31 protein-coding genes and 1 tRNA gene are annotated in these 26,105 nt (G+C 56.5%); 15 read left to right on the plus strand and 17 right to left on the minus strand.

The genetic code is table 11. From position 1 onward, the window contains the following. Nucleotides 1–9: 9 nt before the first annotated feature. The gene (locus GOW16_RS08330; RefSeq protein ID WP_170413075.1) at nt 10–462 is read right to left on the minus strand and encodes an iron-sulfur cluster assembly scaffold protein; all 453 of its coding nucleotides are present in this window, start codon (nt 460–462) and stop codon (nt 10–12) included. Between the two features lie 48 nt (nt 463–510). Between GOW16_RS08330 and hisI the strand changes: the two genes are divergently transcribed. Then, nucleotides 511–900 carry a phosphoribosyl-AMP cyclohydrolase gene (hisI, locus tag GOW16_RS08335; RefSeq protein ID WP_170413078.1) on the plus strand — a complete coding sequence of 130 codons (390 nt, stop codon included), beginning with the start codon at nt 511–513 and terminating at the stop codon, nt 898–900. A 5-nt stretch (nt 901–905) separates the two neighbouring features. Here the strand turns inward: hisI and gluQRS are convergent, their stop codons facing one another. The 4 genes from gluQRS to GOW16_RS08355 form a co-directional block, all read right to left on the minus strand. Then, on the minus strand, nt 906–1,802 hold the full coding sequence (gluQRS, locus tag GOW16_RS08340; RefSeq protein ID WP_170413081.1) for a tRNA glutamyl-Q(34) synthetase GluQRS: 897 nt from the start codon (nt 1,800–1,802) through the stop codon (nt 906–908). Continuing rightward, complete coding sequence (locus tag GOW16_RS08345) at nt 1,799–2,413, minus strand: class I SAM-dependent DNA methyltransferase (RefSeq protein ID WP_170413084.1); 615 nt, start codon at nt 2,411–2,413, stop codon at nt 1,799–1,801. The genes gluQRS and GOW16_RS08345 overlap by 4 nt, the downstream gene beginning before the upstream one ends. A gap of 9 nt (nt 2,414–2,422) precedes the next feature. Beyond that, on the minus strand, nt 2,423–3,775 hold the full coding sequence (gene trmFO / locus GOW16_RS08350; RefSeq protein WP_170413087.1) for a methylenetetrahydrofolate--tRNA-(uracil(54)-C(5))-methyltransferase (FADH(2)-oxidizing) TrmFO: 1,353 nt from the start codon (nt 3,773–3,775) through the stop codon (nt 2,423–2,425). 264 nt (nt 3,776–4,039) lie between these two features. Further along, entirely contained in the window at nt 4,040–4,825 is a 786-nt protein-coding gene (locus tag GOW16_RS08355) for an enoyl-CoA hydratase (RefSeq protein WP_170413090.1), read from the minus strand. Nucleotides 4,826–4,883: 58 nt separating this feature from the next. On the opposite strand from GOW16_RS08355, the gene GOW16_RS08360 reads away from it, so the two are divergent. Next, nucleotides 4,884–5,327, plus strand: a complete 444-nt coding sequence (locus tag GOW16_RS08360) for a PaaI family thioesterase (RefSeq protein ID WP_170413092.1) — start codon at nt 4,884–4,886, stop codon at nt 5,325–5,327. Between the two features lie 59 nt (nt 5,328–5,386). Here the strand turns inward: GOW16_RS08360 and GOW16_RS08365 are convergent, their stop codons facing one another. Further along, nucleotides 5,387–5,614 (minus strand): DUF1127 domain-containing protein, encoded by a 228-nt coding sequence (locus GOW16_RS08365; protein ID WP_170413094.1) that lies wholly within the window; start codon nt 5,612–5,614, stop codon nt 5,387–5,389. Between the two features lie 99 nt (nt 5,615–5,713). On the opposite strand from GOW16_RS08365, the gene GOW16_RS08370 reads away from it, so the two are divergent. Next, complete coding sequence (locus GOW16_RS08370) at nt 5,714–7,117, plus strand: PLP-dependent aminotransferase family protein (protein WP_170413097.1); 1,404 nt, start codon at nt 5,714–5,716, stop codon at nt 7,115–7,117. A gap of 4 nt (nt 7,118–7,121) precedes the next feature. Here the strand turns inward: GOW16_RS08370 and GOW16_RS08375 are convergent, their stop codons facing one another. Further along, nucleotides 7,122–7,484: a nuclear transport factor 2 family protein gene (locus GOW16_RS08375; RefSeq protein WP_170413100.1), complete on the minus strand. Its 363-nt coding sequence runs from the start codon at nt 7,482–7,484 to the stop codon at nt 7,122–7,124. A gap of 236 nt (nt 7,485–7,720) precedes the next feature. Between GOW16_RS08375 and rplM the strand changes: the two genes are divergently transcribed. Both rplM and rpsI read left to right on the plus strand, forming a co-directional pair. Further along, on the plus strand, nt 7,721–8,179 hold the full coding sequence (rplM, locus tag GOW16_RS08380; protein ID WP_039536983.1) for a 50S ribosomal protein L13: 459 nt from the start codon (nt 7,721–7,723) through the stop codon (nt 8,177–8,179). 6 nt (nt 8,180–8,185) lie between these two features. After that, nucleotides 8,186–8,671 carry a 30S ribosomal protein S9 gene (rpsI, locus tag GOW16_RS08385; protein ID WP_039535473.1) on the plus strand — a complete coding sequence of 162 codons (486 nt, stop codon included), beginning with the start codon at nt 8,186–8,188 and terminating at the stop codon, nt 8,669–8,671. Nucleotides 8,672–8,744: 73 nt separating this feature from the next. Here the strand turns inward: rpsI and GOW16_RS08390 are convergent, their stop codons facing one another. From GOW16_RS08390 to GOW16_RS08430, 9 genes are all read right to left on the minus strand, one after another. Continuing rightward, complete coding sequence (locus GOW16_RS08390; protein ID WP_170413103.1) at nt 8,745–9,905, minus strand: ABC transporter substrate-binding protein; 1,161 nt, start codon at nt 9,903–9,905, stop codon at nt 8,745–8,747. Nucleotides 9,906–9,935: 30 nt separating this feature from the next. Next, on the minus strand, nt 9,936–11,822 hold the full coding sequence (locus GOW16_RS08395) for an AMP-dependent synthetase/ligase (RefSeq protein ID WP_170413106.1): 1,887 nt from the start codon (nt 11,820–11,822) through the stop codon (nt 9,936–9,938). A 5-nt stretch (nt 11,823–11,827) separates the two neighbouring features. Further along, complete coding sequence (locus tag GOW16_RS08400) at nt 11,828–12,601, minus strand: ABC transporter ATP-binding protein (protein WP_170413108.1); 774 nt, start codon at nt 12,599–12,601, stop codon at nt 11,828–11,830. Then, on the minus strand, nt 12,598–13,362 hold the full coding sequence (locus tag GOW16_RS08405) for an ABC transporter ATP-binding protein (RefSeq protein ID WP_170413110.1): 765 nt from the start codon (nt 13,360–13,362) through the stop codon (nt 12,598–12,600). The genes GOW16_RS08400 and GOW16_RS08405 overlap by 4 nt, the downstream gene beginning before the upstream one ends. After that, nucleotides 13,359–14,456, minus strand: a complete 1,098-nt coding sequence (locus GOW16_RS08410) for a branched-chain amino acid ABC transporter permease (RefSeq protein ID WP_170413112.1) — start codon at nt 14,454–14,456, stop codon at nt 13,359–13,361. The genes GOW16_RS08405 and GOW16_RS08410 overlap by 4 nt, the downstream gene beginning before the upstream one ends. A 3-nt stretch (nt 14,457–14,459) precedes the next feature. Further along, nucleotides 14,460–15,335 (minus strand): branched-chain amino acid ABC transporter permease, encoded by an 876-nt coding sequence (locus GOW16_RS08415; protein WP_170413115.1) that lies wholly within the window; start codon nt 15,333–15,335, stop codon nt 14,460–14,462. Between the two features lie 75 nt (nt 15,336–15,410). Beyond that, nucleotides 15,411–16,439 (minus strand): zinc-binding dehydrogenase, encoded by a 1,029-nt coding sequence (locus tag GOW16_RS08420; RefSeq protein WP_170413118.1) that lies wholly within the window; start codon nt 16,437–16,439, stop codon nt 15,411–15,413. A 183-nt stretch (nt 16,440–16,622) separates the two neighbouring features. Further along, nucleotides 16,623–17,117 (minus strand): hypothetical protein, encoded by a 495-nt coding sequence (locus tag GOW16_RS08425; RefSeq protein WP_170413121.1) that lies wholly within the window; start codon nt 17,115–17,117, stop codon nt 16,623–16,625. 199 nt (nt 17,118–17,316) lie between these two features. Further along, nucleotides 17,317–17,406, minus strand: a tRNA-Ser gene (locus GOW16_RS08430). Between the two features lie 117 nt (nt 17,407–17,523). Between GOW16_RS08430 and GOW16_RS08435 the strand changes: the two genes are divergently transcribed. From GOW16_RS08435 to GOW16_RS08480, 10 genes are all read left to right on the plus strand, one after another. Next, entirely contained in the window at nt 17,524–18,372 is an 849-nt protein-coding gene (locus GOW16_RS08435; protein WP_438826265.1) for a DUF2059 domain-containing protein, read from the plus strand. After that, on the plus strand, nt 18,372–19,172 hold the full coding sequence (locus GOW16_RS08440; RefSeq protein ID WP_170413127.1) for a DUF2059 domain-containing protein: 801 nt from the start codon (nt 18,372–18,374) through the stop codon (nt 19,170–19,172). The genes GOW16_RS08435 and GOW16_RS08440 overlap by 1 nt, the downstream gene beginning before the upstream one ends. A 211-nt stretch (nt 19,173–19,383) precedes the next feature. Beyond that, nucleotides 19,384–20,007, plus strand: coding sequence for a 50S ribosomal protein L21 (locus tag GOW16_RS08445; RefSeq protein WP_170413130.1), 624 nt, complete (start codon nt 19,384–19,386; stop codon nt 20,005–20,007). An 11-nt stretch (nt 20,008–20,018) separates the two neighbouring features. Beyond that, a complete protein-coding gene (gene rpmA, locus GOW16_RS08450; protein ID WP_050602452.1) occupies nt 20,019–20,288 on the plus strand; it encodes a 50S ribosomal protein L27 in 270 nt (89 codons plus the stop codon). Nucleotides 20,289–20,372: 84 nt separating this feature from the next. Then, nucleotides 20,373–20,876: a GNAT family N-acetyltransferase gene (locus GOW16_RS08455; RefSeq protein ID WP_170413134.1), complete on the plus strand. Its 504-nt coding sequence runs from the start codon at nt 20,373–20,375 to the stop codon at nt 20,874–20,876. Next, entirely contained in the window at nt 20,873–21,481 is a 609-nt protein-coding gene (locus GOW16_RS08460; protein WP_170413136.1) for a LysE family translocator, read from the plus strand. Before GOW16_RS08455 ends, GOW16_RS08460 begins: the two co-directional genes overlap by 4 nt. Continuing rightward, the gene (locus GOW16_RS08465; RefSeq protein ID WP_170413139.1) at nt 21,478–22,014 is read left to right on the plus strand and encodes a GNAT family N-acetyltransferase; all 537 of its coding nucleotides are present in this window, start codon (nt 21,478–21,480) and stop codon (nt 22,012–22,014) included. Before GOW16_RS08460 ends, GOW16_RS08465 begins: the two co-directional genes overlap by 4 nt. Before the next feature lie 37 nt (nt 22,015–22,051). Continuing rightward, nucleotides 22,052–23,086 (plus strand): GTPase ObgE, encoded by a 1,035-nt coding sequence (obgE, locus tag GOW16_RS08470; protein ID WP_170413142.1) that lies wholly within the window; start codon nt 22,052–22,054, stop codon nt 23,084–23,086. Further along, on the plus strand, nt 23,074–24,180 hold the full coding sequence (gene proB / locus GOW16_RS08475) for a glutamate 5-kinase (RefSeq protein WP_170413144.1): 1,107 nt from the start codon (nt 23,074–23,076) through the stop codon (nt 24,178–24,180). Before obgE ends, proB begins: the two co-directional genes overlap by 13 nt. A gap of 44 nt (nt 24,181–24,224) precedes the next feature. Further along, nucleotides 24,225–25,487 carry a glutamate-5-semialdehyde dehydrogenase gene (locus GOW16_RS08480; RefSeq protein WP_170413147.1) on the plus strand — a complete coding sequence of 421 codons (1,263 nt, stop codon included), beginning with the start codon at nt 24,225–24,227 and terminating at the stop codon, nt 25,485–25,487. Here the strand turns inward: GOW16_RS08480 and GOW16_RS08485 are convergent. Beyond that, complete coding sequence (locus GOW16_RS08485) at nt 25,484–26,080, minus strand: histidine phosphotransferase family protein (RefSeq protein ID WP_170413150.1); 597 nt, start codon at nt 26,078–26,080, stop codon at nt 25,484–25,486. The two genes, GOW16_RS08480 and GOW16_RS08485, sit on opposite strands and share 4 nt — an antisense overlap. Between the last annotated feature and the right edge of the window lie 25 nt (nt 26,081–26,105).

The raw sequence follows: 26,105 nt of genomic DNA on the forward strand, positions 1-26,105 counted from the left end.
TTACCATCGTCAGGCGCAGTTGGCCTGTTCGGCTTGTTCCATCGCTTCGGCAGTGGCATCCAGTGCCAGCAGGATCGAAGCGTGTCGGTTCTTGTATTCACGCGCAGGCATGAGGACCTCCAGCCCGTCAAACGGAGCGTCCGGGGCAGCGCCGTCTTTTTTTAGCATCGCCGACAGCTGGTCCCGCGCGGTTTCGATCTGTGCGCGTGTGGTGCCGATCACAGCTGACCCAACGACAGAGGCTGAGGCTTGACCCAGAGCACAGGCCTTCACGTCCTGGCCGAAATCGGACACCCGTCCATCCTGAACCTTAACGTCCACTGTTACGGTCGACCCGCACAAAGGCGAGCGCTTCTTTACCGTCGCATCGGGATTTTCCAGCCGTTCCAGATGCGGAATATCCGCAGCCAAGGCCAGAATGCGCCCGGAATACAGCTTTATCAGGTCGTTCTCGCCAGACATGGCTTTCCCTCGTTGCGTGTTCCCCATACATAGTGGCCATCCACCGGGATGCAAAAGGTTTTTACAATGTCCGAGACCGTCACTTTTGATCTGTCGAGCCTGAAGTTCAACGACGCCGGTTTGATCCCGGCGATTGCCCAAGACGAAGCCTCTGGCGAAGTTCTCATGATGGCGTGGATGAACACGGAAGCGATAGAAAGAACGCTTGAAACGCGCCGCGTGACGTATTGGTCGCGGTCACGTCAGTCGTTCTGGATCAAGGGCGAAACTTCAGGACATGTGCAGGAGCTGGTCGATTTTCGCGTTGATTGTGATCGCGACTGCCTGCTTGTTCTGGTGCGACAGACCGGCGCTGCCTGCCACACGAACCGACGCACCTGTTTCTACACCGCAGTGCGGGATGGCGAAGAGGTCGAGTTGATGAGGCCGATGGAGTAAAGCGGTCACAGCCCAACCATAGCCCTTATCTGTTCTGCCGAAACGCCATCGGCGCGGTATCTGGAAATGGCACGCGCATCGTCGCGCTTGGCCAGGCGTTTCCCAAACTCGTCCCTGATCAATTTGTGATGGTGGTAGACGGGTGTCGGTAAGCCAAGCAGAACTTGAAGCAGAACATGGATGCGCGTTGCCTCGAACAGATCCTGACCGCGTACAACGTGGGTCACACCTTGTGCGGCGTCGTCCAGAACAACAGATAAGTGGTAGGAAGTTCCCATATCGCGCCGTGACAATACCACGTCTCCGATCGTGTCCCGCAACTCATCAGCAGTGAATGTGACGGGTCCCGTTTCCCCATTCGGTCCTGCACCGGTTTCTTCGTAAAAAGGTTTCTTTACAAATCTTTGAGCGGATGACTTAAACATATCAGGCGCTACACGCGCAGCCATTTCAATGTCCAGTCGAAGGGGTGTGTTGTGTGGTATTGGCCCCGTTCGGTCAGACACTTCCCTGCACGTGCCCGGATAAATGATCCCATCCGGCCCATGCAGAGGAACACCTTCCTGCGGCGCCCCGGCGGCGGCGGCGATATCTCGACGATTGCATGTGCAGGGATACAGCAGGCCCCGCGACCACAATGCCTTCAAGGCCTCTTCATAGGCCGATAAGCGTGATGATTGCCGCATCACCGGCTCCGGCCAGCTCAGCCCCAACCAGCTCAGGTCGTCATAAATTTGTTCCTCCCAATGCGTGCGGCAGCGAGAGCGGTCGATATCCTCGACCCGCAACAGAAACTGACCACCTTCAGCGGCGGCCATATCACTGGCGAGAAGTGCGGAAAAGGCATGGCCAAGATGAAGCGGCCCTGTTGGAGATGGGGCGAATCTGGTTACGAATTTCACGTCTTCTCAACAACATATACGTCAGATTTAAGGTCCATTCCGGGAAGGTGCGGCCCGTATTCCCGAAACAGCAGCCGCGCAGCGCCCATATCCAGCCAATCGTTCAAACGGGTGGTATAGGAAGGATCGTCAAGCGTGTGATCATTAAAGGAAAAGGCCAGCAAGCCGCCTTTGGGCAGTGCCTTCATCAACAGGTCGAATGTCTCTGGTGGAGCGGCCCCGGTTCCGATTACTCCAATCGCCGTAATTGCCCTGTAGGCATCTTGCTCCAGTGGCTCTGGATCGGTGATCTCAAATGTTGTGAGGTTTCTGTAGACCCCTTTGGCCTTAGCCCCGTCAAGCATTTTGGGCGTGGGGTCCACGCCGTCGATTACCTGAAAACCCGTATCGTGCAGGGCTTTGCCCGACAGACCCGTGCCACAGCCGTAGTCCAGAACGGGTGTCTGCGGTTCCGGCATCTGAGACCAAAGCGCCTCGGCCACACGACCGGGCGTGGCATATCCGTGTGACCCGACTTCGGCGTCATAAGATGAGGCCCATTTCTGGTAATGCGCACGGGTATCTTCGGGGGTTTCCAGCCCATAGGCGTCTTTGAGGTATTTGTCGCTCATACCCGCATGTTAGGCCGGTTCGTCGCAATGTGCCAGCCAGTCGGTCCATTCCGCTTTGGCCCGGTCGGTGTAAGCCTTGTACCGGTCTTTTCGCCCACGTCGGCCACCCTTAAGTCCATCGACAGGCCGGAACAGGCCAAAATTGACGTTCATGGGTTGAAAGGTCTTCGCCTCAGCCCCGCCGGTGATGTGGTGGATCAGCGCGCCCATCGCACTGTCCTGCGGAACTTCGGGCAGGGTACGCCCAAGGATCTCGGCGGCGGCCAGTCGACCGGCCAACAATCCCATGGCCGCGCTTTCTACATACCCCTCGACACCAGTTATCTGGCCAGCAAACCGAATATTCGGCTTTGACTTCAGTCGCATTTGCGCGTCAAGCAATGTCGGCGAATTGATGAACGTGTTGCGATGAATCCCGCCCAAACGGGCGAAGCTGGCGTTTTCAAGACCGGGAATCATCCGAAACACCTCGGTCTGCGCGCCGTATTTCATCTTGGTCTGAAAGCCGACGATGTTAAACAGCGTACCCAGCGCGTTGTCGCGGCGCAGTTGAACAACGGCATGAGGTTTGACGTCAGGCCGGTGCGGGTTGGTCAGGCCGACCGGTTTCATCGGCCCGTGGCGCAGTGTTTCGCGCCCGCGTTCCGCCATAACTTCGATAGGCAGACAGCCGTCGAAGTACCCGGCGGTTTCACCTTCATGGAATTCGGTCTTGTCGGCAGCCAGCAGGGCATCGATGAAGGCCTCATACTGATCGCGGTCCATGGGACAGTTCAGATAGGCCGTGCGCTCTTCTTCGGTTTCGCCTTTGTCATAGCGTGATTGCATCCACGCCTGGCTCATGTCGATGCTGTCGGCATAGACGATTGGGGCGATTGCGTCGAAAAACGCCAAAGCCTCGGCACCTGTCTGTGCCCGGATCGACTCACCCAGAGACGAAGCCGTCAACGGACCCGTGGCGATAATCCATTGGCCGTCATCGGGCAGGGCGGTGACCTCTTCGCCTGTCACCTCAACCCGCGGATGGGCTTGCAGTTTCGCTGTCACGGCTTCGGCAAAGGGATCGCGGTCCACGGCCAGCGCGCCGCCAGCAGGCAGGCGATGCGTATCGGCGGTGGTCATGATGATCCCGTTGGCTGCGCGCATTTCCCAATGCAGCAGACCGACAGCGTTTTGCTCATCATCGTCCGAACGGAATGAATTTGAACACACCATCTCGGCCAGATTGCCGGTCTGATGCGCAAAGGTGCCCACCTTGGGACGCATTTCGTGGATTACAACGTCCACACCCATTTCCGCTGCCTGCCAGGCCGCCTCGGACCCTGCCATGCCGCCGCCAACTATATGCAATTTCTGTGTCATGTGATGCCACATAGGGCACAGCATTGAGCAACGCAACACACGCCACGTTTCGCTTCAATCAGCTAGCAATTTAAGGAGGGTACTTGGGGTCGCCGCAGCGGGAATGTCAGCGCCGGTGAGAGAAACCAGCTTGGAGGGACCTTCCGCCTACAGCGACCCAAAAGCGCATTTGGGCCGAAGCCATGTCTCAGCTTTGCCACAGTATGGCCCTTTTGAAAAGTCCAAAATTGCGAACAGTAGCGAAAAATCCCCTAAACAATCTCGTTATTGTTCCCAATTTGGCGGTCTTTTTTCGATAAATGCAGATATTCCTTCTTCAGTATCCCGATGCATCATATTCTGTGCCATTACCTCTCCGGTGTAGGTGTAGGCCTGTTCGATCGGCATATCCAATTGCTTGTAAAACGCCTGTTTGCCCACTTTGACGGCTGATCCAAGCTTGTCCGCCAATTGCTCGGCCAGCGCCATCGTTTCGTGTTCCAAAAGCATCTCGGGCACCGCGCGGTTAATCAATCCCAGCTCCGCGGCACGGTCAGCCGAAATGAAATCGCCTGTAGTCAGCATCTCAAACGCCTGTTTCCGGGGGATGTTCCGGCTTAGGGCCACCATGGGGGTTGAGCAGAACAACCCGATATTAACCCCATTTACTCCAAATCGCGTGCCTTCAGCCGCAATGGCCAGATCACAGGTGGCCACTATTTGACAGCCGGCGGCGGTGGCAATGCCGTGGACCTGCGCGATCACGGGTTGGGGCAGGGTTTGGATCGACAGCATCATCTTGGCGCATCGTGCGAACAGGTCCTGAAAATAGGCTTTTCCCCCGTCCTCACTCTGACGCCCGGCAGTCATCTGCTTCAGGTCATGCCCCGCGCAAAACGCCTTACCTTCGCCCGACAGTATCACAACGCGAATACTTGGATCATTGCTCAGGGCGTCGAATTCGGTCTGAAGTGCAGCCAACATCTCATCACTCAGAGCATTCAGGCGTTCTGGTGCGTTCATTTTCAACCTGGCGACCCCATTCGTGTCGTTACGTTCCAGAATTCCCATCTTGCTCTCCGATCTGATGTCGGGCCAACTCTAGGGCGGCAATTCGAGGAGGGGAAGTATGTCGTTGGTTTTGAACCGCGAACAACTGTCAGACTATCTGACCAAGGTGTTTCCGCAGGTTGAACGGGACTTTGTCATAGACAGCCTGAACGAAAACTCCATCACCATGCGCCTAATGGTCGAGGACAGACACCTGCGTCCAGGAGGGACGGTTTCGGGACCATCAATGTTCGGCCTCGCTGACGTCAGTGTCTATGCCATGATCCTTGCGTTGAAGGGACGTCAGTCGCTGGCTGTGACGACCGGATGTTCGATGGATTTCATGCGCAAACCTGATGGTGCCAACGACATGATCGCGCGATGCAGCTTGCTGAAATTGGGCAGGACGCTTGCTGTCGGCGACGTTCTGATGTTCTCGGAAGGCTCTGACAAGCCGGTTGCGCGGGCAACGATGACCTATTCCTTGCCGCCCGAAGGCTCGGCGGCTGCGGCGTTCGGATAAAAAAGGGCCGGGTATGAAACCCGGCCTAGGAAGAGGTCCCGATAGGGACTGGGGATATTTTAATACTGCCAGAAATAGCGTTTGATCTCGCGGTCAGCTTGAGGGCGGGTCAGGCCCACATCCTTAAGCATCCGATCGTCCAGCTTTGACAGGTTGACCCTGCTGCGGCGCTGTCGCTCCCACTTTGTGACAGTCGCCGCAAACCGCACGGCCAGCGCGGCGATCATCGGCAGCCGGGGGCTATCGTTCAGCAGCATGAGGGCGGGGTTGTGCATATGGCGTGTCATCTTGGGTATCCTTTCAAATTGTATTGACACAAAGCATAAGTGTTCGGTACATATGTGTGATACATTCAAGATTGTGTCAAAAGCAAAGGAAGAATTGTAATGGATACAATTTGGCCAGAGGCGCTCCCGAAATCCAAAGGCCCCAAGTACACTCTGGTTGCTGACACAATACGAAAAGCGATTGAGAACAAAGCGCTGGAGGTTGGGGTCAAACTGCCTCCGGTCAGGGAACTTGCGTATCGATTACAAATCACGCCTGGCACAGTTGCCCGGGCTTATACAATTCTAACGGAAGAGGGATTGTTACAAGCCGAGGTTGGGCGTGGTACATTTGTCGCCCCTCCAAAATCACCGCTTCTGGACGACGTGTGGGCAAGACAACTCCACTTACGTGATGACAAGTACAACGCCGATGTCAGCCTTTTCAGCCCCAGATTGCCGGATGTGGGGCAAGTGGCGTTGATCAGGGAATGTCTGAAAAAAGTGTCGCACGCCGATCCGCGGTTGCTGATGAACTACCCGACGCGCGATGCGTACCAACCCATGCGCGAGGCGGTCGTTGAATGGCTCTCGGACCTGCCACTTGGCGTGTTGACCCATGATGATGTTGTTCTGACGCATGGTGGTCAAAACGGCCTTTGCCTGGTGTTTCAAACGATCCTGAGGGGCCCAAGGCCGGTCGTTCTTGTCGAGGATCTTTCATATGCCGGTTTCCGCCGGGCAGGAGAGTTGATGCGGGCCGAGGTTGTCGGCGTGAAAATGGACAAATGGGGGATCGACCCGCAAGCCATGGATCACGTCTTGCGCCAGACATCTGCGCAAGCAGTCTGCGTTTCACCCGAAGTGCAAAATCCCACCGGCACACACACGCCGTTGGAGCGCCGAAAAGAGGTTGTCGAAGTCGCCCGCCGCTATGATTTGCAGATCATCGAAGACGATTGTTATCGAATGGGGGACGCGCGCGAGCCCAGTTATCGTGCGCTGGCGCCTGAACGGGGCTGGCATGTATCGTCTATTTCTAAAATCCTGACACCGGCCTTGCGCGTTGGATTTGCCATTGCGCCGCGCGAACGCAGTGTCGACCTGAGGCGCTCAGCCGAATATGGCTATTTCGGATTGGCGCAACCGCTTGCTGAACTGACCCGGCTTCTACTCTCCGACCCGCGAACACGGCAGATCGCAAAAGATGTCCGGGTCCGGATGGGGGATTATGTCAGGGTGACAGTCAATGCGTTGGGGGGCTTTGATCTGAATTGGGCACCGGATGTTCCGTTTGTCTGGCTGAACCTGCCATCCGGCTGGCGCGCAGCCGCGTTTAGCCGTGCGGCCGAGCGCGAGGGTATTCAGCTGCGGTCTGCAGACGAGTTCGCCCTGCGGGACGGGCGGGCCCCCAATGCCGTACGCATCGCAATGAACGGTCACGTGTCGCTGGAACGCTTCGAGGCCGCAATGCAGCGCCTCAGGGCGCTGCTGGATAATCCGCCGGAACAGATCAGCGTCTGACGGTTCAACCCAATGGTTCAGGGTCCCCAAAGAACCCGGCCAGATGTGCGATCTTTCCCTCGGCATCCAAACGCGCAAAATCATGTCCGGCGACAACGATGCTGCCATCGGGACCAACCAGGCGCCAATTGAAATGGATGACATCGTTGTGGCCGTTGGCCTTGCTGGTCAGCTCAAGCTTGCCGCCTGTGCTCTGCGCAACTTCTCCAATATGATCGCAGAGGTTTGACCGGCCCTTCACCTTGGCCATGGGATCGACATATATGCCATCTTCGGCAAAACAACGCGCCAGAATCTCAATCCGTTTTCCCCGGTCTGCTTCTTGCCATGCGGCCCCGTAGTCGGTCACGGTTTGTTGCCAGTTCATTTCGCGGTTTCTCCCATATCGGATGTTACCAGGTTATTTAACGTTCACTCTGTATGACGATTTACGTGATGGTAGATGGGGTAAATTAATACCTATTTTTTAACCAATTGATTTTCCATAATTTAAATAGGATTAGTGCGGTTGACCTGCGCGGCGCGGCCTTCTAAATACGCTCCATCGAATTCGGACCGCTCCGCACGGGGGCGGTCTTTCACATCAAACAGGACTATCCTGCCATGAAAACCTTTTCTGCAACACCTGCAGACATCGACAAGAAATGGATCCTGATCGACGCCGAGGGCGTTGTTCTGGGCCGTCTTGCCTCGATCGTCGCCATGCGCCTGCGTGGCAAGCACAAAGCGTCGTTCACCCCGAACATGGACATGGGCGACAACGTCATCGTAATCAACGCTGACAAAATCCAGATGACCGGCAAGAAGCGCGAAGAGAACTTCTACTGGCACACTGGCCACCCGGGCGGCATCAAGTCGCGCACCAAGCAGCAGATCCTTGAGGGTGCGCACCCCGAGCGCGTCGTGACCCAAGCGGTTAAGCGCATGCTGCCGGGCAACCGTCTGGCGCGTCAGCAGATGACCAACCTGCGCGTCTATGCCGGTGCCGAGCATCCCCATGAGGCGCAAGCGCCCGAAGTTCTGGACGTTAAGTCCATGAACAAGAAAAACACCCGGAGCTAATGACCGATGGCTGATCAGATCAATACTCTCGAAGAGCTGAGCGCCGTCGCAGGCGTTGAAACCGTGGCCGAAGAAGTCATCGTGCGTGAACCCGTACGTGATGAACTGGGCCGTTCGTACGCCACCGGCAAGCGTAAAGACGCTGTTGCCCGCGTTTGGATCAAGCCGGGTTCCGGCAAGGTCACCGTGAACGGCAAAGATCAGGACAAGTATTTCGCCCGTCCCGTTCTGCAGCTGATCCTGCGCCAGCCGTTCCAGGTTGCCGGTGTTGAAGGTGAATTCGACGTGGTCGCAACCGTCAAAGGCGGTGGCCTGACCGGTCAGGCCGGTGCGGTCAAGCACGGCATCTCGAAAGCGCTGCAGCTGTACGATCCGTCCCTGCGTGGTGCTCTGAAAGCTGCTGGCTTCCTGACCCGCGACAGCCGCGTTGTGGAACGTAAGAAATACGGTAAGCGCAAAGCGCGTCGTTCGTTCCAGTTCTCGAAGCGTTAATTCGCTGCCGAGTGCACAAATTCAAAGGGCTCGCATTTGCGAGCCCTTTTTCGTTTGAGATGTAGATTGGACGCTATTCTTCGTACACCATCTTCCAGGCACCGTTTTCGACAACGTTCACATAGACTGAATCGGCCCCCTGATGGTCATCAGGTCCAAAGGTCATGTGGTTTCCGACCAGTTCATCCTGATAGTCCAGCGTTTCCATGGCCGCGATAAAGCTTTCATGAGTCAGATCGGGGCCAGCAGCCTCAAGCGCTTTGACCATCGTTTCAGCAGCAGAATATCCCAGCATTGCGAACCCGACGGGATCTTCACCGGTTGCCGCTTTATACTCTTCAATAAAGGCGGCAGGGGCAGGTTCATCGGCTCGGGACCACAGATCTTGCCAGGATGCGGCGGCATAAAACCCGTCGGTCACACCGCCCGGCACTTGTGCAACGACGGTCAGGAAGCTGGCCGAGGTGCCAAGGAATTTCATATCCGCAAGGCCCATCTTTTTGGCGGTGCCGACAACGGTAATGGCCTGACGTACGCCCAGAGCGATCGTTACGATATCGCAGCCTTCTTCTTTGAGCTTGCTGAGTGAGCCCACGAAATCCGTTTCATCGGGTTTGTGCGTGGTCTCGGCGACGAAAGCGATACCGGCTTCTTCGGCACCGGCCTTGGTGCCTTCGACGATTTCCTCACCAAAATCGGTTGGCAGATACATCGAACACACGGACTGACCGCCAAACTGCTCAGCGAGATATTTCACACCGACACGGCTTTGGTCGAAATATGTGGAAAAGGCCGTGAACTTGTTGTCCATCGGCTCCTGCAACATCTGCCGTGCAGCTGACAAAGGGGCGACATTGGGAATACCTTTTGGATCCAACAGCTTGAACCCCGCGACATTCATCGGCGTTCCCAGCGACTGCAGCATTGCGAACACCTTGTCGCGGTTCAGCAGCTTGTTATAGCCCTGCATCGCACGCGGCATCTGATACCCATTGTCCTCGACAACATAGCGGATCGTCCGCCCGTGTATGCCACCATTAGCGTTCACGCGGTCAAACACCACATTTGCGCCCTTGGTCGCCGGAACACCGACGGCTGCGAAGATACCGCTCAGGTCATTGACCGACCCGATGATGATCTCATCATCCGTGACACCTTGGGTCTGTGCATTGGCAAGGGTCGCCGAAGCCGTCAAAGCGGTGGCCGCCGCCAGCCGCATGATCACATTCTTCATCTTTCTCCTCCCTTTAGGTTATCTCTTTTGTTAATTGTACATGTCTTCAATAAGATGGCCGTGTTTCTTTTCGACAAAACTGCGTTTCAGCTTCATCGTTGCAGTCAGTTCATCGTCATCTGCGGTCAGAAGTACATCAATCAGGCGAAAGTCCTTGATCTGCTCGACCCGTGCAAAATCCTTGTTCACCGCGTCGATTTCCCCCTGAATCTGATCTTTGATTTCAGGGGCCGCACAGAGGGATGCAAAATTTGAAAACGGAATCTTCCGATCCTGCGCAAATTTTTCGACGTTTTCCTGATCAATCATGATCAGCGCGGTCAGGAACTTTCGCTTGTCACCGATTATCACCGCATCCGAGATGTAGTGGCTGAATTTCAACCGGCTTTCGATCTCAGCCGGGGTGATGTTCTTGCCGCCAGCAGTGATGATGATGTCTTTCATGCGGCCTGAGATGGTGACGTAACCATCCTCATCGATATAGCCCAGATCCCCGGTTCGCAGCCAACCATCGGCAGTGAACGTTTCGGCCGTCTTGGCGTTGTTACGCCAATATCCCTGAAAGACGTTGAGCCCCTTTAGCTGAATCTCACCGTCGTCGGATATCCGGATGTCATTTCCGGGAACCGCGCGTCCGATGGTTCCGACCTTGTTGTTTTCGATTGTGTTAAGCGTCGCCAAGCCCGAGGTTTCGGTCATCCCGAACCCTTCGACCAACGGCACGCCAATGGCCCAGTACCATTTTAACAGGTCCGTCGAAATTGGGGCCGCGCCCGAGCCGCCGCGACGCATCTTGTCCATCCCCAACATACGGCGCAAATTACGCAGAACCAGCCTGTCCCACACCCAGAACTGTGCAGCAACGCCAGCAGGAACGGGTTCGCCAGCCAATATGTATTCCGCGCGCTTGAACCCCGCTTTCAGCGCCATGCCAAAGGCTGCGCGGCCAGTGGGCGTTGCGTCCTGCGTCATGATCTGAACGTACGAATAGATCTTTTCCCAAACCCGTGGAACGGCCGTGAAGGTGGACGGTGAGATTTCTTGCAGGTTTGCAAACACCGTCTCGGGGCTTTCGGCAAAGTTAACGACGCATTTTGCAGCCAGCGGGAAATAGATTGAAACGTCGCGTTCAAGGATATGGCACAGCGGCAGAAAACACAGTTGTTCGTCTGTCTCGAGCGCGGGCAGAGCATGCGCTCCACATTCAATCGCAGCCAGAATGTTTTCGTGGCTCAGCATCGCGCCTTTCGGCATTCCTGTGGTGCCCGAGGTGTAAATCAGAAGTGCTGTGTCCTGCGGTGATGCCAGAGCTATCTCTGCCTCAAAACGATCGGGTTCTTCAGCCTCTGCCTGCTGGCCCAAAGTATATAGCGCGTCGATCATCATACAGCGCGCGTGGTCCAGATCGTGCAGTCCCTCATCGTCCAGAATGATGACATTCAGAAGACCGGGAACCTCATCTTCGACCTGCAGGAACTTGTCCAACTGCTCTTCGTTCTCGACGATCAGAAAGCGGCTGTCGCTGTCATTGATCAGGTATTTCAGTTGGTTGGCAGAGTCGGTGGTATAGACGCCCGACGCGATGCCCCCAACGGCCTGAATGCCCATATCGAACCAGGCCCATTCTTTGCAGTCCTCTGACAGGATCGAGACAACCTCGCCACGCTGCAGTCCGAGTTTGCGTAAAGCCAGACCAATCCACTTGGCGTGCTGCCAGTAGTCCGCCCAGGAATACGACCTCCAGATGCCAAGGTCCTTTTCGCGGTGGGCCGTGCGTTCGCCAAGTTCGGCGCAGCGTTTCCGGAACAGCTCGCAGATCGTCGTACATTCATCGACACAAACCGGGCGCTGGCCGGGGGTTGCGTTCAGGCGAACGCCGTTGACCGTGATCTGAGGGGGCAGGGTGCTGATATTCATCTGGCTCACCTCCACGTTTTTTTCCGCTTCCAGCGGCGGTTTTCGCGCGCGCCTTCCTCCTGCACGCCCAGATAGAAGTTCTGGATGTCCTCGGACTGCATCAAAACATCCGCCGCGCCATCCATGACGATGCGCCCGACCTCCATCACATAGCCATGATGGGCCAACTCCAAGGCGGCGTTGGCATTCTGTTCGACCAGCATCATGGTCATGTTCTGTTCATCGTTCAGACGCTTGAGGATGCCGAAAATCTCTTGCACCAGCAGCGGTGACAGACCCAGAGATGGCTCATCCAACAGCATGATCTTTGGGTTGGCCATCAAACCACGACCAATCGCCAGCATCTGTTGCTGACCGCCGGACAGGGTGCCAGCCTCTTGATTGCGGCGTTCTTTGAGGATCGGAAAGTACGAGAACACCAGATCCCGGTCGTGGTCGATCTGGCCCTTGTCTTTCAGGGTATAGGCTCCAAGGCTAAGGTTTTCGTCGACCGTCAGCAGCGGGAACACCTCACGCCCTTCCGGCACATGAACGATACCTTTTTGAACGACTTTATGCGGCTCTGCCCCCTGAATTTCGTCGCCATCGAAAGTGATTTTGCCCTTTTCCGGGTCCATCACGCCGGAAACGGTTTTCATCAGGGTCGTCTTACCCGCGCCATTCGCACCAAGGATCGAGACAATCTTGCCCGGATGCACATCCAGAGAGACCCCCCGTATCGCCATAATAGGACCATAGAAGCTTTCGACATTACGGACTGTCAGTATCGGCGTGTTCATGAGGCTTTTCCCAAATAGGCCTCAACGACGGCGGGGTGAGACTGCACCTCGGCAGGCGTTCCAAGCGCCAGTTTCGCACCGTCCGCCATAGCCAGAACACGGTCCGAGACGCCGGACACCAGTCCCATATCATGCTCGACCATCAAAACCGTGATCCCCATCTGCCGCCGAATGTCGTCGATCCACCAGCGCATGTCGGTTGTTTCTTCGACCGAGAGACCCGAAGCCGGTTCGTCAAGCAAAAGTAGCTTTGGATCGGTCGCCAGCGCGCGTGCCACCTCGACAACCTTTCGCACCCCATAGGGCAGGCCAGAGATCATCTTGTCGCGGAATGCCTGCAGGTCGAGGAAGTCGATGATCTCTTCTACTTTTTCGCGGTTCTCCAGTTCCTGCCGCCGGGCCGAGGGCAGAAATAACACCTCGGACAACAGGTTGGTTTTCCGGTGGCGGTGCCGCCCGACAAGAAGGTTCTGCAGGACCGTGGCGTGTTCGAACAGTTCGATGTTCTGAAATGTTCGTGCCACTCCGTATGCGGCCACGCCTGACGGTTTCACGGCAAGCAAGTCATGCCCGTCATAGTGGATACTACCCGCAAAGGGATCGTAGAACCGCGAGATCAGGTTGAAAACCGTGGACTTCCCCGCGCCGTTAGGTCCGACGATGGCAAATACCTCGCCTTCCTCGACCTCAAAGGACAGATCATTGACCGCTGTCAGCCCGCCGAATTTCAGGGTGACGTTTTCGAACTCAAGCAGGCTCATCTCAGGCGCTCCGTCTTGAGGTAGGATTTCTGACGCTTGAACATGTCTTTGCGGTAAAAGGGGAACAGCTCGAACCACGTCCGGATTTTCAGCCAGCGCCCGTACAGACCCATCGGTTCAAACAGGATGAAGGCGATTAGGATCATTCCGAAGATACCGAATTCGAGCCCCGGAATGGCGACAGTGTTGCCACCGAAAATAGCCCCCACATATTCCTTCGAGATGGAAAGGAACTGAGGCAGAAATCCGATCACAATAGCGCCAAGGAATGCACCGTGGATGGACCCCAGACCGCCGATCACGATCATCATCAGCAGCTGGATTGAAATCAGGACGCTGAATGTCTCATTATTGAATGCGCCTGAGAACATGCCCATCAACGCGCCCGCCCATCCGGTGACAGCGCAAGAGAGAGCAAATGAGATCATCTTGGTCCGGGCAATATCCACGCCCATGGCCTGCGCTGACACTTCTGAATCCCGAACGGCGATAAAGCTGCGCCCCAAGGGCGCGCGCATCAGGTTGATGTATCCAAGTGTCACCAGCACCGCTACGCCAAGAACCAGCCAGAAAAACTGAACCGGGGTGCCCCAGCGGTCGACCAGAAACCCGAAGATCTCGACGCCGCCCAGATATTTGCCTGCAACGCCGCCCGTGATCGGTTCGGCCAGAACGATGACGTCATCCATCAGGATGGACAGGGCCATAGTGAAGATCGCAAGGTATATCCCGTGCAGACGCAGGGCCGGGATGGCCACGGTTACCCCTGCCAATCCGGTGAGAACACCAGCTAAGGGGAAGGCGACCAGGAAAGGTACGCCCGCTTCCAGAAGAATGACATTGGCATAGCAACCAAAGGCCAGAAAAGCAGCGTGCCCTAGGCTGACTTGACCAGTGTGACCCGTCAGGATCATCAACCCCAGCCCGGCTATGGCCCAGATCAGCACATTTGTCAGCTCACCCAGATAGAAGTCGTCCAGCCACCAAGGCGCGGCAGCGACGAGCGCCAGAAAGATCAGGTACAAGCACAGCTGATAGGTGTCCTTCCAGGGGCGGATATCCTGCATGTAGTTGGTTTTGAACACAATCCGCATGGCTTAGACCTTCTTGACCCGAACCTGACTGAACAGCCCGTTCGGGCGGAAGATCAACACCGCCAGTAACAGAGCATATGGCGCGATCTGACTGTAGCCCGCTGCGATGTAGCGGCTGGCAAACGGCTCGATCACTCCAACGATAAGCCCCCCGGCCAATGCCCCCGGCAGACTGCCAAACCCACCGATCACGGCTGCGGCAAAAGCCTTGATGCCCAGCAAACCAGTGGTTGGATCAACCGAGCCTTTGGCTGCGAACAAGATCCCCGCTACGCCCGCGACAACGCCAGCCAGTGCCCAGATAAAACCCTGTACGCGCTTTACGGGGATGCCCATGTAATACGCCGCCAACTGATTTTGCGACGCGCCCTGCATCGCAAGACCCAGCTTGGTCCGGCTGAAGAATACATAAAGACCCCAGGTCAGCAGGACGGTTACGACGATGACAGCAACGTCCTCCATCCCCAACACCAGACCGCCAAAGCGGACTTCCTTGCCTGCCAAAGGGTTCTGCAACGTCTGAGGCTCATGCCCCCAGATCAGCCCGGCCACGAACCGGATTACAAACCCCAAAGCGATGGTCAGAATGACAACTGCCGTTTGGCTTTCTCCGAACAAACGCCGGATGATCAGTCGGTCCACCAGATAGCCCAAGGCCCCCATGATCCCCAGCGAAATCGGTAGAGCCAACCAAAATGGCAAGCCCATATATTCGGTATTCGTAAGCCCGATTGTCACAAAGGCGCCCAGCATCATGAAATCGCCCTGCGCGAAATTCACGGCCTCGGTGGCTTTGTAAATCAGAACAAAGCCAAGCGCGATCAGGCCGTAGACACAGCCATTCGCCAGCCCGCTGATCAGCAGCTGCGCGTTATCCAAATGTATCCTCCCATACCGGTTTGCCCGGCGTTCTTTGTGCCCCGGACATCCTCCTTCGTCCGGGGCTTTGTTCTACTATGGCGTGATAATGACCTTCCCGTCACTCTTTTTCAGAGCATTAGCAAGATTTGCCACCACATCGCGCAAGCCAAGCCGTTCAGAAACATCCGTTTTCCAGCGTCCGTCGGCAAACCGGGCCTGGACTTCGCCAACCACCCGCATCTGGTCGGCGGGGGGCGTCGAGGTCATCCATTGTGTCAGCCAGAAGCCCTCGATCCGTTTGCTCATAAAGATCAACTGCCCGGTCTGCGTCAGTTGTGGCAATTCGGGGCTGAGCTTACCATAAACAACCCATCGCGCACCGTTGGGCATCGCGCAGAAGATCTGCTCAGACACTTGATCTGCCACGGCGTCCAGGAAGACACGCGGTTTCAATTCCATGCTGAGTGCTGCGAGTTTCTGCATCATGTCCGGGTCGGATGTGACCAGAACCTCATGCGCGCCAAGTTCCTTCAAAGTCCCCACGACCTCGGCCCGACGCACGATCGCGATGGGTTTGAGCCCCAAGTCGCGCCCAAGCGAGCACATGAGTTTTCCCAATTGGCTTGTCGCCGCTGAAACGATAAATGCGTCGCCTGCGCCCCGCGCAATATCAACCATGGCCATCGCGGTCATGGGATTGACGATCTGGGCCGAACCGTCCTCGTCTGAGATATCGGGCCGCAATGGAATACACATCAATGCCTGCGTCACGACATATTCGGCCCATGCTCCGGAACCAGCCGCCACAAAGGCGACCCGTTGGCCTTGCAACGCTTCGGCACCGGTGCCGGTGGCAACGACGTCGCCGCAACCTTCGAACCCAGCGGGCGTGCCTTTTACACGCGGCTGCCCGTATTCGCCTTTGATAAAGTGGATGTCAGACGGGTTCACTGACGATGCCCGCAGTTTGATCAGGACCTGACCAGGGCCGGGTTCGGGCAAGGGAAGCTCAGCCTCGGCCAGCCAATCGGCGGCATCTTCGATAAATGGACCAGAGGCCGATCCGGAATATCCGTCATGAGTTTGAATGACGGCGAACATGTTCGAGGGCAGGGTGGTCATGATGTCTCCTATCTCCTGTGCGGACACAACACAGAGCGGCTCTGCTGCAATTGGTGTCGCGTTGGATTTGGGGACAGCCAATCAAACGGTTGTGGGAACGTCAATCAGAGTGCCGGCTGACGTAGCGCAAGCCTGAGTCCTGCAAAGAAAAAGGGCCGTTCGGAGTTGAACGGCCCTCGGAACTTACTGTTGTCCGGTCAAAAGAACGCGGAGCTCTTCGATCTTCTGAGCAATCAATTGCGGCGATGCCTTGATTTCATCCAGGATACCCAAGGCCTGTGTCTTCAGGTCTTGTGATAATTGGCTCTCCTGAACCGAAGCCACGATGGCGTCATAATCAAAATTCTGGACGGACAGCGTGCCGTCTTCGATCCAGGAATTCATCAGCTCTTGCCCTTGATTGGCCAGAGATGCGACCTGATCACCCGCCTGATTGGCCAGGTCGGTAGCCGCCTGGCCAGCTTGTTCAGCCGCTTCGGTGGCCTGATCGGCAATTGAAGACGCGGCTTCGCTTGCCTGCTCGGTTGCCGCATTTGCGGCATCATTCACTGCCTCGCCCGCCTCTTGAGCCGCGGATTGCAGCTGTTCGGCAGGGGTGGGTTCGGATTGGTTAAGGTAATAGTAAATTCCGGCGCCAAGACCGGCGACGATAACAGCGAGTATGAGTGTACGCGACATGGGGTTCTCCTTGAAATATGTGCCGCTCAGATGTGGGTAAATTATCAGTGATCAAAGGGGAAATACCCGAAATTCATTTCAATTCGGGGGTTTGAGCCAGCCTGCGCCGATCTGGTGAAACCAGATGGCAATAACACGCCGTCACGCGGGCTGTATCGGCACAGAGATTGATAAACTGCCTAAATCCGTGGGGGGATAGTGGCGGAGAGACAGGGATTCGAACCCTGGGTGGGCTTGCACCCACAACGGTTTTCGAGACCGCCCCGTTCGACCACTCCGGCACCTCTCCGCGGGGGTCTGTGAGGGGGGGATTTAGTGATGAACGCGAAAGGGTGCAAGCAGAAAATTCCTGAATTTAACAAAGCCATGATTTTCCGTTGCCTGACGCCGGAAATCCCCTAGGCTCATGTGTATGACTTATACTCTACGCCGCACCATCCTGCCGCTATTCGCCGCCGTTTTGTTCGTGATCTCTGGGTCGCAGCACACATTTGCTGCCGGACGAGACCGGATCGAGGCCTTTTTGGCAACAACCGGGTTCGACGTTGCGCTTGAAAGCATCGCGCTGGCGTCAGCCTCGGCCCCCCAGATGCTGGGAATTGACCCTGAAGGGTTTGGTTCCGACTGGAAGCGCCTGACCGAAGAGGTTTTTGATACCGAAGACATGCACGAAACAGCCGTGTCCATTCTGGAGCAAACACTAAGCGACGAGGCGCTGACCCACGCGGTTGAATTCTATGCATCCGACCTTGGGCAGCGGCTGGTCGTAGCCGAGAATGAATCACACATGATTGAGAATGACGAATCCAAGCAACTGGAAGGTCAGAAAATCGTCTCGGACCTGATCAAGGACGGATCCAAGCGGGTTGAGAATCTGAAACGCATGAACAACGCAATTGATTCCAGTGGGACGGCGTTGCGTGCACTGCAGGAAATTCAGGTGCGTTTTTTACTGGCCGCCAGCGCGTCGGGGGTGGTCGATTTGCAAATGGGCGCGGATGAACTGCGTCAGATGATGAAGCGCAATGAAACAGGTATGCGGCAGGCTCTGCAACTGTCTGCACTTGCCGGGGCAGCTTACACATATCAGGATTTTTCGGATTCCGAGGTCATCGCCTATGCCGAGGCGCTGGAACAGCCCTTGATGCAAGAAGTCTATGAGTTGCTGAATGCCATCCAGTACGAGATCATGGCCATGAAATTCGAAGATCTGGCCGCACGGATGGCAGAACTGCATCCGGCTCAGGATATCTGATGCGCCTGATTGTTGTCTGTTTCGCCATCGCGCTATCCGCCGTGCCGCTCGCGGCGTCCGAGCGGGTAGAGCGCCTTATGCAGGCGGTTCAACTGCAACAGGTCGTTAACATCCTGCGCGACGAGGGCCTGGCGCAAGCAGCAGATCTGAACGAAACATTTCTGGGTGGCACCGGAGGGCCTTTGTTCGAAGATCGGGTGGATAAGATCTACAATCCGGACTGGATGCAGGACCAGATCACTCAGGTTTTTGAAACCAGCCTGACCGACAGCCAACTGGATCGCGCAATCCTGTTCTTTGAAAGTGACGTTGGTCAAACCATTGTCACGCTTGAAAACTCGGCCAGAGAAGCCTTCGCCGATGAGACCATCAAGGAAATGGCACGTGAAAACTATCTGAACGGAGGAGGCGGCACCCAACTTTATCGTCTGGTCGGAGAGTACATCGAAGTTAATGATCTGATCGAAAAGAACGTTCAAAGTTCGTTGAGCTCGGACTACAACTTTTTTCGCGGTCTAAGCGCGGGTGCCGGAACCAGTTCGGAAGATATTCTGTCTCAGCTCTTGTCCGACAAGGATAGTATCGCCGAGGAAAACCGCATCTGGCTGTATTCTTTCCTTCTGGTGGCGTATCAGCCGCTTGAAGAGGCACAGATGCGCGAGAACATTGCCTTTTCCAGAACCCAGACCGGACGCGCCGTGAATGAGGCCTTTTTCGACAGTTTTGACAAGATGTATAACCAAATCTACTTCCAACTGGGGCAGGCGGTCTCACAAGCGCTAAGTGCATCGGAACTTTGACCCGGTATTTGATGTTGACTTTCCCAACCAATCTATGGATAAGCGCGCATCCCGGCCGGTTTTCCGCGCCGGGTATCGTTATTATTTGACCTATTGGGTGTGTCCAAGGGTCATCCACACAGCCCGAAAAAGGGCGCGCTGTTCGAGGTGGCGAAAGCCAAAAACACCCATGTCGGGGACCACAGAACGCGATTAGACAAAGGAAAGACGCATGTTTGCGGTCCTCAAGACTGGCGGCAAGCAGTACAAGGTTCAGGCGGGCGATGTGCTCCGCGTTGAAAAACTGGCTGCCGACGCAGGTGAAAAAGTTCAATTCAACGATGTTCTGATGCTGGGCGGTGACGCTCCGGTTGTTGGTGCACCGTTCGTCGATGGTGCTGGCGTTCAGGCCGAAGTGATCGAACAGATCAAAGGTGACAAGGTCATCAAGTTCGTCAAGCGCCGTCGTAAGCACAGCTCGAAGCGTACCGTTGGCCACCGTCAGAAACTGACTCTGGTTAAAATCACCGACATCCTGTCGTCGGGCGCTGACAAGTCTGGCATCAAAGCTGCAACCGGTTCGGCTCCGGCCGGCGAAGCTGCTCCGGCGGCGAAAAAGCCTGCTGCGAAGAAAGCTGAAGCCAAAGCAGAGGCACCCGCCGCTGCTGCCGCTGCCGCTGACGATCTGACCAAGCTGAACGGTGTCGGCCCTGCCGCCGCCAAAAAGCTGGCTGAGGCTGGTATTGAGAGCTTTGCCGCTCTGGCCGCCTTGTCGGACGAGCAGATTGCTGCTATCGAAACGGTCAAAGTGAAACCCGAATGGGTTGAGCAGGCCAAAGAGCTGGCCAAAGGCTAAGGAGAGAGAGAATGGCACATAAAAAAGCTGGCGGTTCCTCCCGTAACGGTCGCGACTCAGCTGGTCGCCGCCTTGGCGTGAAACTGTATGGTGGCCAGGCCGCCATCGCAGGCAACATCATCGTGCGTCAGCGCGGCACCAAGTTCTGGCCGGGCGAAGGCGTAGGCATTGGCAAAGACCACACGATCTTTGCAACTGTTGATGGCGCCGTGAAGTTCCACAAGGGCCTCAAAAACCGCACCTTTATTTCGGTCCTGCCAGTGGCGGAGGCCGCAGAGTAAGCCGAAACCCAGAAGGTTTAAGAAAATTTCATGGGGGACCGGCACAAAGTGCCGGTCCCCTTTCTCGTTTTCAGGAGTGGTCTTATGACCGAAGTGATTAAAACAGAGCGTCTTGTCCTGCGTCGGTTCCGGCGTGAGGATTCGTCGCGCATGGTTGCGCTCCTGAACGATCTGGACGTGGTGCGCTGGGTGAACAGCATTCCGTTTCCCTTTACCATTGAAGACGCGGAGAACTTTGTCACCAATCTGGCATCACAAATTTATGATGCGTTTGCGATTGAAAGAGATGGCAAACTGATCGGTACTGTTTCTGCAGGTAATGAACTCGGGTATTGGTTGGGGCAGTCCTATTGGGGGCAAGGTTTTGCCACCGAGAGCGCAGGGGCCGTTGTTCACCGTCACTTCAATGGCAACAGCGACAGCCTGAAGGCTTCTTACCATCTTGGCAATGAACGCTCGCGTTTGGTGCTGTCAAAGCTTGGCTTCGTTCCAACTTCGCGGTCTGAAACCGTTGTGCGTTCGACCGGCGAAACCGTGACGCTGCAATGGATGGAACTGCATAGGAACACATGGGAGGGGCGGAAATGACGGTCGCAACTGCCAGTTTCCTTGTCTTTGCCGCCAGTCAGGTCGGCACACCGGGACCAGCCAACATGGTCCTGCTGGGCACTGGCGCGCGTTATGGTTTTCGGGCGGCACTGCCGTTTGTGGCTGGTGTGATCCTGGGTAAACAGCTGATCATCTGGCCGGTTGGCTTTGGTCTGTTGCAGCTCGCAGATCAGGCCCCGATGGTCTTTAGCATGCTGAAATACGCCTCGGCGGCGTATATCTGCTGGTTAGCCTGGAAAATCGCCAACCTGCGGTTGTCGCGCACCGATACCACCGGAGAGGTGCCCGGTTTTTGGGCTGGGTTGATCGTTCACCCTCTTAATCCAAAGGCCTGGGCTATGATCATTGCCGGGTTTACTGGGTTTGTTGCCGCTGGCACGTCCAGCTTTAACGCAACGTTCACGATCGCTCTCTGTTTGTTGCTTTGCCAGGTGATTTTACACCCGATCTGGACATTTGCCGGAGATAGAATTGCCCATGTGGTTGAAGGTCGGCCCGTGGAAAAATATCTGATGTGGACGTTAGCCAGTCTCACTGTTGCGTCCGTACTTTTTGTGTTGTTCGGAGGAGGAACGCACTCATGAAACTTGAGACAATAATAAACCAGCCGGTCATCGAAACCGAGCGGTTCGATCTGCGCCCACTGCGCCGTTCGGATATGGGTCTCATCGAGCATTATGCAGGTGATGAGCGGGTGGCACGTATGACCACGTCGATCCCGCATCCCATCCCACCGGGTTCAGTAGAGGCGTTTGTCACGCGATCAATGTCCGAAGACCGGACTGAAGATGTGTGGGCAATGGACGCCACCAAGGACGGTGGTCCCGAACTGATCGGGCTGATCTCGCTGGAAAAACTGGATCGTAACCAGTCCGAGGTCGGTTATTGGGTTGCACCTGTCTACTGGAACACCGGCATCGCATCGCTGGCGGTGGAGGCATTGGTTCTGGCCAACCCGTTGGAAAACGCGACGATGTTTGCCAGCGTGTTTCAGGACAATCCGGCCTCAGCCCGGGTTCTGACCCATTGCGGGTTCCAGTATCTGGGTGATGCCGAAAGCTATTCGGTGGCGCGCGATGCAAATGTGCCCACCTGGACTTACAGTAAAAAACTCTGACTTGTGGCCGATGGGGCCTTTGCAGTAGGGGACAGTCATGAAATTTCTCGATCTTGCAAAGGTCTACATCCGGTCCGGGGCCGGCGGTGGCGGGTGCGTCAGCTTTCGGCGCGAAAAGTACATTGAATATGGCGGTCCCGATGGCGGTGACGGCGGTAAAGGCGGGTCCGTCTGGGCCGAAGTTGTGGATGGGCTGAACACTCTGATCGACTTCCGCTATCAGCAGCATTTCTTTGCCAAGAACGGTCAACCCGGTCGCGGTCAACAGCGCACCGGCAAGGATGGCGACGACATCATCCTGCGTGTGCCCGTCGGGACTGAGATTCTGGACGAAGACGAAGAAACCGTCATCTGCGACCTGACCGAGGTTGGCCAGCGGGTATTGCTGGCCAAGGGCGGCAATGGCGGCTTTGGCAACCTGCATTTCAAATCGGCCACCAACCAGGCCCCGCGTCGGGCCAATCCGGGGCAGGCGGGTATCGACCGGACTATTTGGCTGCGGCTGAAACTGATTGCTGATGTGGGCCTGCTGGGCATGCCAAATGCGGGCAAGTCGACTTTTCTCGCGGCGACATCCAACGCGCGACCCAAAATTGCTGATTATCCGTTCACGACTTTGCATCCTAATTTGGGGGTCGTGGGCGTCGATAACGTGGAATTTGTCGTCGCTGACATCCCAGGCCTGATCGAAGGCGCACACGAAGGCCGCGGCATCGGGGATCGTTTCCTTGGTCACGTCGAACGCTGCGCGGTTCTGCTGCATCTGGTCGATGGCACCTCGGAAACCGTGGCTGAAGACTACCGAACGATCATTCACGAGCTTGAAGCGTATGGTGGTGAATTGGCGGAAAAGCCGCGGATCACGGTGCTGAACAAGGTCGATGCGCTGGACGAAGAAGAACTTGCACTACAAAAGGCCGAGTTGGAGGAGGCCGTTGGCGGCCCCGTGATGACTATGTCTGGCGTCGCGCATTTGGGCGTGACCGAAGTGTTGCGCGCTTTGCGAGCGCAGATTGATGAAAACCGCCTGCGGCAAAAGCCTGTTGAGGAGACCAAGTCTTGGCAACCCTGACCACCGCGCGCCGATTGGTTGTCAAAATCGGGTCTGCCTTGCTGGTGGATCGCGACACCGGTTTGCTGCGGTCGGATTGGTTGCACTCGCTGGCGCAGGACGTGGCCTGGCTCAAAGGGCAGGGGACGGACGTTATCCTGGTCTCATCTGGCTCGATTGCATTAGGGCGTGGCGTTTTGGACCTGCCCATGGCGGATTTGCCGTTGGAGCAATCTCAGGCTGCCGCTGCCGTGGGTCAAATACGTCTGGCACGGGCATATGAAGAGGCGCTGACGCCGTACAAAATCACGACCGCACAGGTTCTGGTGACGCTGGAAGACAGCGAAGACCGCCGGCGGTACTTGAACTCTCGCGCGACGCTGGAAACGCTGTTGAGTTTGGGCGTGGTTCCAATTGTCAACGAAAACGATACAGTTGCCACGGATGAGATCCGATATGGCGACAATGACCGCCTCGCGGCGCAGATTGCGGTGACCGTGGGGGCCGACCAATTGATACTGCTATCCGATGTCGACGGCTTCTACACCGGCAACCCGAACGAAGACAGCGCGGCCAAACGGTTTGACGTTATTGAGACCATTACGCCCGAGATCGAAGAGATGGCCGGTGACGCTGGCTCCGGCCTATCCAAGGGCGGAATGAAGACCAAGCTGCTGGCCGCTAAGATGGCGACGGCCGCCGGTTGCGATATGGCGATCACTGAAGGTTCGACGCTGAACCCGCTGAAATCTCTTGAAAATGGTGCAAATTGTACTTGGTTCACAGCAACGCTGGACCCACATGCTGCGCGAAAACGCTGGATCTCGGCCATGAAACCGCGTGGAGAGATCGTGGTGGATTCGGGTGCGGCCAAGGCGTTAGGCAATGGCAAAAGCCTGCTGCCCGCTGGTATCGTTGAGGTGACAGGCGATTTTGGGCGCGGTGATCCGGTTGCAATCATGGACCCGCAGGCGAGGCGGCTGGCACAGGGCCTCAGCCGATACACCGCGCAGGAGGCGGATGCGATCAAGGGGCGAAAGTCCTCGGAAATCGAAGAGACGTTGGGCTATCCGGGCCGGGCCGTCCTGATCCACCGAGATGATTTGGCGCTGTAACGCCGCGATGTTAAAACGCAAAGACCGACCGAAAGGCACCTGAGATGAAGGATTTCGACAACATTCCCGCCCTGATGGCCGATCTTGGAAAACGTGCCAAGGCGGCGTCGGCCGATCTGGCCTTTGCAAGCGCCGAGCGCAAACACGCTGCGCTGATCGCAGCGGCAGATGCAGTTTGGGCCAATCGCGCCCAAATCATCGAGGCAAACAAGAATGACCTGGAGTTCGGACGCGAAAAGGGCTTGAGCCCGGCGATGATGGATCGGCTGATGCTGGACGAAGCGCGTGTTCAGGGCATGGTCGACGGTTTGCGCACGGTCGCGGATCAGGCAGATCCGGTGGGTGAGGTTCTGACCGAATGGGACATGGCTTCGGGCCTGAACATCCAACGTGTTCGCACACCTCTTGGCGTGATCGGAGTGATTTACGAAAGCCGTCCGAATGTGACGGCGGATGCAGGTGCGCTTTGCCTGAAATCAGGGAATGCAGTGATCCTTCGGGGCGGCTCTGAAAGCTTCCACTCCTCAACCGCCATTCACGCCTGCCTGGCCCAAGGGCTGAAGACGGCGAATTTGCCTGAAGATGCCATCCAACTGATCCCGACACGTAATCGCGCGGCGGTGCAGGAATTACTGACCATGACCGACTATGTGGACGTCATCGTTCCGCGTGGAGGCAAAGGTCTGGTAGGGCTGGTTCAGCGCGAAGCACGCGTTCCGGTCTTTGCGCACCTTGAGGGCATCGTGCACATCTATGTCGACAAGGCCGCGGATCCGCAGAAAACCCTCGATGTGGTGCTGAACGCCAAAACCCGGCGCACCGGGATCTGTGGTGCTGCCGAATGCCTGCTGATCCATCAGGACGTGGCTGAGACACTGGGTCGGGATATCATTTCGGCCTTGCTCGCAGCGGGCGTCGAAATCCATGCCGAAGGCGCTTTGGCCGTGGACGGCACCCTAGCAGCCACGAGCGACGATTGGGGCAAGGAATTCCTCGACAGCATCATCGCGGCCAAGCCTGTGGCGGATATCGATGCGGCGATTGCTCATATCCGCCAATACGGCTCGAACCATACCGATTGCATCATGACCGAGGATTCAGATTCTGCCGCCCGTTTCTTTGAGCGTCTCGACAGCGCAATCCTGATGCACAACGCCTCGACCCAATTTGCCGATGGTGGCGAGTTTGGAATGGGCGCCGAGATCGGAATCGCGACCGGCAAGATGCATGCGCGCGGCCCGGTTGGGGCCGCTCAACTCACCAGCTTCAAGTATCTTGTCCGCGGCAACGGAACCGTACGGTCCTAAAACCGGATCGCGACGCGGGTTGAGGTGGTTTCCGCCGCAACCCGCCGCCCCATGGACACGGCCGTTTTCGGAAGTAGCGCGAATTGCACCTGCGCCGGTGTCACCTTGTTGGGAAACTGGCCCTTGGGCAGGTTTTTCCAAAGATCTGCATCAATATTCAGCTTGTCTGCGACACCGACCACTGTCCAACCGCCGCCGTCATTTGTCACGGTGACATTGCCCCCCATCGGCATCGCGCTTTCACAGCACATCAGCGCCAGAAAGGTGAGTTTCACCTGATTGCGTGGTACAGCCTCGGTCACATGCCAGTTGACACGTATCCGGCCAACACTTTCGACGTCTTTCAACAGCTCGGAAACCTCAGTTCGGCCCAACGGTTGATCGCTGGCAGACCCGAAAGCGACGCGAAAGAACCGAATTCTCGCACCGGCGCTTCCGACACTGCCCGAGATCAGCTCCATCTCGGGGCCTTGCACGGATCCGACCATTTCAAGAAGTTCGAGCCCGTTGTTGATTGCGCCAATGGGGCTTATCAGATCGTGACATATCCGCGACCCGATCAGCTCGGCCAGATTGACGTTGGTGTCGCCCATGCGTACCTCTCCTTACATCTGCCGC

Source organism: Ruegeria atlantica, assembly GCF_013033965.1.
GTDB classification, from domain to species: domain Bacteria; phylum Pseudomonadota; class Alphaproteobacteria; order Rhodobacterales; family Rhodobacteraceae; genus Ruegeria; species Ruegeria atlantica_D.

Excerpts from the sequence above, each read along its gene's own strand:
- GOW16_RS08330 (WP_170413075.1), bottom strand. The coding sequence starts at position 462 with ATGTCTGGCGAGAACGACCTGATAAAGCTGTATTCCGGGCGCATTCTG.
- hisI (WP_170413078.1), top strand. The coding sequence starts at position 511 with ATGCAAAAGGTTTTTACAATGTCCGAGACCGTCACTTTTGATCTGTCG.
- GOW16_RS08345 (WP_170413084.1), bottom strand. The coding sequence starts at position 2,413 with ATGAGCGACAAATACCTCAAAGACGCCTATGGGCTGGAAACCCCCGAA.
- trmFO (WP_170413087.1), bottom strand. The coding sequence starts at position 3,775 with ATGACACAGAAATTGCATATAGTTGGCGGCGGCATGGCAGGGTCCGAG.
- GOW16_RS08355 (WP_170413090.1), bottom strand. The coding sequence starts at position 4,825 with ATGGGAATTCTGGAACGTAACGACACGAATGGGGTCGCCAGGTTGAAA.
- GOW16_RS08360 (WP_170413092.1), top strand. The coding sequence starts at position 4,884 with ATGTCGTTGGTTTTGAACCGCGAACAACTGTCAGACTATCTGACCAAG.
- GOW16_RS08365 (WP_170413094.1), bottom strand. The coding sequence starts at position 5,614 with ATGACACGCCATATGCACAACCCCGCCCTCATGCTGCTGAACGATAGC.
- GOW16_RS08370 (WP_170413097.1), top strand. The coding sequence starts at position 5,714 with ATGGATACAATTTGGCCAGAGGCGCTCCCGAAATCCAAAGGCCCCAAG.
- GOW16_RS08375 (WP_170413100.1), bottom strand. The coding sequence starts at position 7,484 with ATGAACTGGCAACAAACCGTGACCGACTACGGGGCCGCATGGCAAGAA.
- rplM (WP_039536983.1), top strand. The coding sequence starts at position 7,721 with ATGAAAACCTTTTCTGCAACACCTGCAGACATCGACAAGAAATGGATC.
- rpsI (WP_039535473.1), top strand. The coding sequence starts at position 8,186 with ATGGCTGATCAGATCAATACTCTCGAAGAGCTGAGCGCCGTCGCAGGC.
- GOW16_RS08390 (WP_170413103.1), bottom strand. The coding sequence starts at position 9,905 with ATGAAGAATGTGATCATGCGGCTGGCGGCGGCCACCGCTTTGACGGCT.
- GOW16_RS08395 (WP_170413106.1), bottom strand. The coding sequence starts at position 11,822 with ATGAATATCAGCACCCTGCCCCCTCAGATCACGGTCAACGGCGTTCGC.
- GOW16_RS08400 (WP_170413108.1), bottom strand. The coding sequence starts at position 12,601 with ATGAACACGCCGATACTGACAGTCCGTAATGTCGAAAGCTTCTATGGT.
- GOW16_RS08405 (WP_170413110.1), bottom strand. The coding sequence starts at position 13,362 with ATGAGCCTGCTTGAGTTCGAAAACGTCACCCTGAAATTCGGCGGGCTG.
- GOW16_RS08410 (WP_170413112.1), bottom strand. The coding sequence starts at position 14,456 with ATGCGGATTGTGTTCAAAACCAACTACATGCAGGATATCCGCCCCTGG.
- GOW16_RS08420 (WP_170413118.1), bottom strand. The coding sequence starts at position 16,439 with ATGACCACCCTGCCCTCGAACATGTTCGCCGTCATTCAAACTCATGAC.
- GOW16_RS08425 (WP_170413121.1), bottom strand. The coding sequence starts at position 17,117 with ATGTCGCGTACACTCATACTCGCTGTTATCGTCGCCGGTCTTGGCGCC.
- GOW16_RS08435 (WP_438826265.1), top strand. The coding sequence starts at position 17,524 with ATGTGTATGACTTATACTCTACGCCGCACCATCCTGCCGCTATTCGCC.
- GOW16_RS08440 (WP_170413127.1), top strand. The coding sequence starts at position 18,372 with ATGCGCCTGATTGTTGTCTGTTTCGCCATCGCGCTATCCGCCGTGCCG.
- GOW16_RS08445 (WP_170413130.1), top strand. The coding sequence starts at position 19,384 with ATGTTTGCGGTCCTCAAGACTGGCGGCAAGCAGTACAAGGTTCAGGCG.
- rpmA (WP_050602452.1), top strand. The coding sequence starts at position 20,019 with ATGGCACATAAAAAAGCTGGCGGTTCCTCCCGTAACGGTCGCGACTCA.
- GOW16_RS08455 (WP_170413134.1), top strand. The coding sequence starts at position 20,373 with ATGACCGAAGTGATTAAAACAGAGCGTCTTGTCCTGCGTCGGTTCCGG.
- GOW16_RS08460 (WP_170413136.1), top strand. The coding sequence starts at position 20,873 with ATGACGGTCGCAACTGCCAGTTTCCTTGTCTTTGCCGCCAGTCAGGTC.
- GOW16_RS08465 (WP_170413139.1), top strand. The coding sequence starts at position 21,478 with ATGAAACTTGAGACAATAATAAACCAGCCGGTCATCGAAACCGAGCGG.
- obgE (WP_170413142.1), top strand. The coding sequence starts at position 22,052 with ATGAAATTTCTCGATCTTGCAAAGGTCTACATCCGGTCCGGGGCCGGC.
- GOW16_RS08480 (WP_170413147.1), top strand. The coding sequence starts at position 24,225 with ATGAAGGATTTCGACAACATTCCCGCCCTGATGGCCGATCTTGGAAAA.
- GOW16_RS08485 (WP_170413150.1), bottom strand. The coding sequence starts at position 26,080 with ATGGGCGACACCAACGTCAATCTGGCCGAGCTGATCGGGTCGCGGATA.